We start from the raw sequence: 7,971 nt of genomic DNA on the forward strand, positions 1-7,971 counted from the left end.
TAAGTGCTAAATGTTCTTTATGAACTAAATATACCTCTAGTGTTTTTTCATCTTTAAAAGTAAGCATAAAACTATGGGTAAACCCTTTATTTATTATAGTAACTAATAACTTAATAAATACAAAGAATTCATCAAGTTAATTTCTTTTACATTTCCCTTTATTTTAAAAATATAGTCTTTTAGAAAAGAAAAGAAACCGTTTAGAAAAATTTTTAAATACATAAGCGCAGCACTTTTACATTTGCTTTCATATACCAGTAAACCTATTTAAAAACCAAAAAATAAAACCAAATGAGAAAAAAAATTACAGCGTATACAAGTATTATAGTTTTTATGCTAATTAGTATAATAAGTTGTAGTAAAGATGAAGAAATTTTACCTGCAGAATTTTCTATTGATGAAACTATGTTTGATTATGCAGGTGTTATGGTAACTGAATTTTCATCAAAGAGTTTTACCATAACTAATACAGGAGGTAGAGATTTAGAATTAACTTCTTTTTCATTAACAGGAGATGCCTCTGCAGATTTTTCAACAAATGCTTCAGAAAATTCATTGTCAGCAGGAGATAGTTACGTGTTTGATGTAGTTTTTGAGCCGCAATCAGAAGGAGAAAAAAACGCAGACCTTGTTATATTAACTAATGATGGAAAAAAAACTATAAACTTAACAGGTATAGCATCTCCTCAGTTAGTGGCTGCTGCTACTTTGAGTACTACAAACATTGATTTTACCGATGTTGAAATAGGAGCATCGAGTTCTTTACCATTTACAATTACAAGTACTGGAGATAGTGATTTAGAAATAATTGGATATTCTTTTTCTGGAGCTAATGCAAGTGATTTTACTACAAACGGAACAGCAACAACAGTAAGTCCAAACCAAACTTCAGATGTTTCGGTAACTTTTACACCGCAATCTGAAGGTGTAAAATCTGCTGTGTTAGCAATAGAAACGAATGCAGGAACTTTTAATGTTGCTGTTGAAGGAAATGGAACTGCGCAACCAATGCCTGTTATTTCTTTAGACAACACTTCATTAGATTTTGAAGATGTTGAACTAAATACGGATAATGATTTAATATTGGTAGTATCAAATACTGGATCTGCAGATTTAGTTATTACTAATTTTACGTTTAACGGAACAGATGCGTCTCAATTTTCAGTACAAAACGTAGTTACACCTTTAACCATTGCTGCAGGAACCAATACATCAGTAACTGTACAATTTAGTCCAACTTCTGAAGGAGCAAAATCTGCGGTATTAGTTATAGATTCAAATGTGGCAGATGCTTCTGTAAGTTTAACAGGTACAGGAATTGCAGCAGCTACTTCTGTGATGCAGTTTAGTGAATCACCAATTAGTTTTGGAAATGTAGCCGTAGGACAAGAGTTGTCTAAAAACATTACAATTTCTAATACAGGTACTGCAGATTTAGAGATTACTAATGCAAATGTTATTGGAGGTAGTTCTGCATCATCTTTCACAGTAATAGGAGGAACAAGTTCGTTAATTAGAACAATTGCTCCTGGAGGTAGTTATACATTTGAAGTAAAGTTTACTCCAAGTTCAGAAGGTTTTGCTTCTGGTTCTATTAGATTTAGTAATAATTCTAGTGAAAATGAAGTGTCTTTACCAATGAATGGAACAGGAACAGCGCCAGCACAACCTGCAATTGCATTTAGTGAAACAGGATTAAATTTTGGAGATGTTACAGTTGGCAACTCAGGAACCGATTTAACTTTTGATATTCAAAATAATGGTCAAGGAAATTTAGAGGTAAGCACTATTAGAATTAACGGAGCTAACGCAAGTGATTTTAGTTTAATTAATGTGTCTGCACCACAAACTATAATGACAAACGGTTATTATACTGTTACTGTTAGATTTACACCACAAAGCGTAGGCCAAAAATACGCACAAATTGTTGTAGAAAGCAATGATCCTACAAAACCTAATTATGGTATTATAGCTCAAGGAAATGGATTACAAGCTGCTACAGGTACTATTGTTAATATACCAGATGCTAACTTTAAAGCAGCATTAGTAGGGAATTCATCAATCAATACAAACGGAGATGGTGAAATTCAAGTGTCAGAAGCTCAAGCTTTCACGGGTGAAATTAGAGTAGACGGATTAAATATTTTAGATGTAACGGGTTTGGAGGCTTTTGTGAATATTACACAGTTTCATGCAGAGAATAATTCGTTAACAAGTATAGATTTAAGTCAAAATACAGCAGTAACAAGGTTAACCTTAAAAGGAAATAGTTTAACAGCCTTAGATCTTTCTGCTAATTTAGCACTAGAAACTATATTAATTCAGCAAAATAGTATTAATACAATAGATTTAACAAATCATTCTAGCTTAGTGAACTTTCAATGTGGAGACAACAATATTTCTACGCTAGTGTTACCTACTACTGCAAACGGTTTAAGAACTTTATATTTAGAAGAAAATCAAATTAGTACGTTAGATGTTTCTATGTATCCAGATTTAAGAACACTTGTTGCGTATAATAACAACTTGTCAAGTATGGATATTTCTAATAATTCAAGAGTAATCTCATTGCATGTAAGAAATAATAATTTAACAAGTTTAAACGTAGCAAATGGTAATAATGTAAATTTCATTTATATGGTTGCAGATGGAAATGCTAACTTAACGTGTATTCAACATGATGCAGGTTTTGATCCTTTAAATCCACCAAATACTACAGCAAATCAATGGTCAAAGCCAAGCGGAGCCTCTTGGAGTACTACTAGCTGTCAATAAACAAAATTTACTAAATATACAGAAGTTGCCTGTAGTTACAGGCAACTTTACTCAACTAAATATGTTATTATGAAACTTACAATATCAAAAATAATATGTCTATTTTTTTTGGGTTTTTTAACGCAATTTTCTGCACACGCGCAATTTGGAAATATGCTTAAAAAAGCTAAAAAAAATATAGCTAAAAAGGCAGAAAATAAAATAAGCGCTAAAAACAGTACTAGCGACTCTAATAGTCAGACCAATTCAGAAGAAAAAACATCATACACAGACGAAGAATTTAAACAAGAACTAGCTAAAAAGTACCCTAACGATAAGGAAAAGCAAGAGTACTATTTTAAAAAGTATAAAGAATACCAACAAAAACAAACCGCAGAAAAAGAAGCCTTATTAGCTAAAGAAAATAGTAAAGGAACGGTTGTGAGTGAAATTCCTTCCCCGGTAGAAAGTAGTGAAGATGATAAATTTAAAGACAATCAAATTTATGTGTTAAACAGAACAAAGTTTAAAAAAATACCTGCTTATGATGGTGGTTTTTCAGATAAAATGAAACTGTCTGGTTACTACCATTTATCACAATATTTTGTTAGAAACCCTGCAAACCATTTTGATAGTGACCCAGGTGATATTTATGAAGGTTTTTCTTTAGAATACAACCCTGAATCTTATGAAGTAAACGCATATTTTTCTGCCGATAAAAAGCGTTACGGTGTGGTTCCTGAACAGTATAGAAAATCTGCTAATAAAGGAAATATTCAGTTTCAGTTTGGTATGGGAGACGGACCAGAGTGGACCAATGCCAACGTGCTTTTACTTGAACCGGGTGTACTATTAATTGGAGCAGAAGTGTATCATAAAAATGATGAAGAAGGACATAAATGGATGAATAACGCACAACCACAACAGTTTGTTATTGCAGCTAAAAATCCTGATTTAATAAAAAAGTATTATAAAAACCCAGAGGTAACTTCTAAGGCAACTTTTGCTAAGTTTGATGATTTACGTAAAGACTGGTTAGGAGCAAAGTTAAATAGTGTAACAATGCCAGTAAAAGGAAGTTTTGATAAAAACTCAGCAATTAAAACTGCAGCTGTAAGTGGATTAAATACATACTATGGTAAAATGAATATGAAAAACTTATATCAATACATGACATCTAATAAATGGTCTACTGTAAAACATAAAGTAACAGGCGTGCCTTTATATCAATGGTCGGTTGGTGCTGTTATACAAGAAAATAAAAGTGGGAAATGTATGCTAAACCAATTTATTGTAAGAAGAGATTATACTGGTGGCGGCAACTACGGAAATCCGTATTTTAACGGAATAAACCGCGGTAGTATTAGAGCTCCATATGGAGATTATGTAAAGTGTGATGCAAGGCCAAATAATTAAATACTAACAATTAAAAGCAACTAATTTTTAGATTTATATTTTAAAAGAAAAGGCGGTGATTTGTTTATATTGCAATACCGTCTTTTTTTTTGACATAGTTTATATTTTGTGAAAAATTACCTTTACATACTAGTTTTTATCTTTTTTTGCAACAGCATAGCTTTTGCTCAAGATCCTTTTTTTACCCATTTTGGATCTAATGAAGGTTTGGTTGCTTTAGCTAATTTTAATGTAGTTCAAGATGATCAAAATTTAATTTGGATTGGAAGTGAAAAGGGTTTGTTTTACTATGACGGAAAACAATTTACCTTGGTTAAAAATGAAAAAACCACAACTAAAGGTATTTTTAATTTACAAAAAGATGAAAACGGAAACCTATGGTGCTCCACAATATCTGGACATATTTATAAGGTTAAGAATAAAAAATTAGTTTTATTTAAAGACTTATCTTCAGAATTAAAAGGAGCTTTTGCTCATTTATGTATTCTCAAAAAAAATATTTTCTTTCTTTCGCAAACAGAGAGCTTTCAGTTAGACAAACAGACTGCTGAAATCAAAAAAAAACTCAATACCAAAGTATCAAAAGTTATTAAAATAAATAATGGGTTTTATTATTATAACATTAATTCTGTAAATACTTTAACGTTAGTAGAAGAAATTAATAATGAAATACAAACCACCATACTAAAAGAAAATAAACAATTTGACTTTGGTAAATTCCAAACTCTAAAATTATTTAATAATGCTGCTTTTGTAAGAGATAGCGACAAAAAAGTATTTTTAATCAAAGCAAAAACTAAAGAGTTAGAATCTATTACACTACCAAAAACAGTACAACAATTACAGATCTACACATCTAAATTAATTGGTAATACTACCTGGTTATTAACCTCAAAAGGCATTGTACAATTAGTTAAAAATAAAACCGGTTTTATTGTTAAAAATCATTTTTTAAAACAATACCAAATTACAGATTTACAGGTTGATAACGAAGGTAATTATTGGTGTACAACATTATACAACGGCGTTTTAGTAATGCCAAATTTAGCAGTAACTAAACACTATGTTTTACCCAAAGACGATGATATTATTTTTGTAGAAAAAGCATCCGAAAATATTTTATTACTTGGTACGCAAAAAGGATATTTTGTAGTCTATAACATTAAAGAAAAATCTTTTAAAAAAATAGAAATACCTAATTCACGACCGGTGAATAGAATTTATTACAATTCGGCTTCTAAAAAAGCTTTTATAAGTACTAACGGAACCAATAGTTATACCTATTCTTTACATGATGAAAAGTTAGTTACATTAAAAACGGAATTTACTACAGCTAAGGGTTTTGCTGAAATAAATAAGGATTCATTACTATACCTTTCTTACAGAGGTGTTTTGCTTTATAACAATATTCAAAAGAGCACAATGCACCAGGAAATAGCCACAAAACGCCCAATAAGTGTGCATTATGACACAAATAGTAAAAAATCTTACATTAGTTATATAGATGGAACGGTTTCTTACAATCATCAATTTAAAACTACACCTGTTTATTATAATAAAAAACCAATAATATTCTCTAATTATACATCAACAACTCACAATGTTTGGGCCTTGTCTAATAATAAATTATATCATTTAAATAATGCTCAAATAAAAGATAGCATAACTGCAAAAGAGGGTTTGCTAAATTCTCAAATTCAAGGAATTTTAGGTGTTGATAATCAAATTTGGATTGTTACAGAAAAAGGAATTCAAAAATTTAATGAAGCAACCAGAGAAATTACCACCATTAAATTAAAAGATGAAAACTCTATAAAATTTAAACAACCTATTTATGCCAACAAATCGTTATGGATTCCTGGAAACAATTACTTGTGCGTAATAAATAATGATGGCGAGGATTTATTTAAACAAAATAAAATTCCTAACGCATATATTAGCGAGGTTACCGTTGGAGGAGAACCTTCTCCTTATAAAACATCTTATTTGTTACCATATAATACTAATGACATCACTTTTCTGCTTAGGGCAAATGGTTTTTTAGCAAACAAACAGCTTGTGTTTCAATACAAACTTAAAGGCTATGATGCTAATTGGCAAACTGCAGAGCTTAACGAGGATATTGTAAGGTATATTGGAATACCTTCTGGAAAGTACCAATTTTTAATTAGAAGTAAAGCTTTAAACGGGGATGTTGGTACAATAAGCGAGCCAGTAATTATAAATGTTGAAAAGCCTTTTTGGGATACTTGGTGGTTTTATGCGTTAGCCATAATAGTTGCTGTAATAGGAACAGTTCTTTATTTTAAAATTAAAATGAGAATTAAGGAGGAAGAAGGACAACGAACATTAGAAAAAGTAATTTTAGATAGTAGAATTAGTAAGTTAAAGCTAGAAAACTTGCGCTCTCAAATGAATCCGCATTTTATTTTTAATTCTTTAGGTGCTATCCAAGACTATGTTATGAAGAACGAAAAATATTTAGCTAGTGATTATTTAGTGAAATTTTCTCGTTTAATACGCTTATATCTTGATCATAGCCGACTGAATTCTATTTCTTTAAAGGAAGAAATCAATTCTCTAGAAATATACATTGCTTTAGAACAACTTCGATTTGAAAAAAAGTTTGAAGTACATTTAAATATTGACTCAAAATTACAGCAAGACCAAATACAAGTACCACCATTATTTATTCAACCTTTTGTTGAAAATGCAATAAAACACGGTTTAATTCATAAAAAAAATCCAGGTAACTTATGGATTCATTTAAATCATCTTGCAAGTGATATTATTCAAATAATTGTTGAAGATAATGGAATTGGAAGAAAAAAATCTGCAGAAATAAATAAAAAAAGAAGAGGACATCAATCTTTTGCAGTTAGTGCAACCGAAGAAAGGATAGCTTTGTACAAAAAAGAAAAGTTATTTGTGATTAAGGTAGATTTTAAGGATAAAAAAGATGTAAATAAGCAGCCCGCAGGAACTAAAGTAACCATAACCATTAAAAAGTTTTAAAATGAGAGCACTAATTATTGATGATGAAGCTAAGGCTAGGAGTGTTTTACAAACAATGCTTTCTGAATTTTTTACAGAAATAACAGGTATTAAATTAGCTGAGAATTTAATGGAAGGTGTAAAGGTAATTAAGGATTATAAACCTGATATTGTTTTTTTAGATATTGAGATGCCAGAATATTCTGGTTTAGAAATACTTGATTTTATTAATGAACCAATTAATTTTCAATTGATTTTCACAACAGCTTATCAACAATATGCGTTAGATGCGCTTAAATTATCAGCTGTTGATTATTTAGTAAAACCAATAGCAATTGATGAGTTAAAAACAGCCATTCAAAAAGCAGTAGTAAATATTGAGTCTAAAAAGGTGACTTTTCAGTTTGAAGAATTAAAAAAGGCTATACAGTCACTTTCTTCACATAAAATAGCTTTAGAAATTCCTGGCGAGATAATTTTTGTATCACATGATGATATTTTATACCTAGAAGCAGATGGAATGTACACTAATGTTTACCTTGCCAACAATAAACAAGAATTGATATGTAAACCATTATCTTATTTTGAAACACAATTAAAAGGAAATCATTTATTTTTTAGATGTCATAGATCTTATTTAATAAATCTGCATTACCTAGAAAAATATGTAAAAAAGGATGGCGACTTTTTACAAATGGAAAATAAAATAGCTATTCCTATTTCTAAAACAAAAAAGCAAGAATTTTTAAAAATAGTAAAAGAGGTGTTTTAGCAATGCTTCTGCTATTCCTAATCCAATTCCTTTAG

The 7,971-nt window shown here is 30.2% G+C and carries 4 protein-coding genes; all 4 read left to right on the forward strand.

All coding sequences use genetic code 11. From position 1 onward, the window contains the following. The first annotated feature begins 291 nt into the window (after positions 1 to 291). The 4 genes from KLA_RS16725 (at position 292) to KLA_RS16740 (ending at position 7,936) form a co-directional block, all read left to right on the forward strand. Positions 292 to 2,775: a choice-of-anchor D domain-containing protein gene (locus tag KLA_RS16725; protein WP_034647215.1), complete on the forward strand. Its 2,484-nt coding sequence runs from the start codon at positions 292 to 294 to the stop codon at positions 2,773 to 2,775. 69 nt (positions 2,776 to 2,844) lie between these two features. Beyond that, positions 2,845 to 4,170 carry a hypothetical protein gene (locus tag KLA_RS16730; protein ID WP_152536869.1) on the forward strand — a complete coding sequence of 442 codons (1,326 nt, stop codon included), beginning with the start codon at positions 2,845 to 2,847 and terminating at the stop codon, positions 4,168 to 4,170. A 108-nt stretch (positions 4,171 to 4,278) separates the two neighbouring features. Further along, positions 4,279 to 7,185, forward strand: a complete 2,907-nt coding sequence (locus tag KLA_RS16735) for a histidine kinase (RefSeq protein WP_034647217.1) — start codon at positions 4,279 to 4,281, stop codon at positions 7,183 to 7,185. Position 7,186: 1 nt separating this feature from the next. Further along, on the forward strand, positions 7,187 to 7,936 hold the full coding sequence (locus tag KLA_RS16740) for a LytR/AlgR family response regulator transcription factor (protein WP_034647218.1): 750 nt from the start codon (positions 7,187 to 7,189) through the stop codon (positions 7,934 to 7,936). The last annotated feature ends 35 nt before the right edge of the window (positions 7,937 to 7,971 follow it).

The organism is Cellulophaga geojensis KL-A, assembly GCF_000568425.1.
In the GTDB taxonomy this organism is placed as follows: Bacteria; Bacteroidota; Bacteroidia; order Flavobacteriales; family Flavobacteriaceae; genus Cellulophaga; species Cellulophaga lytica.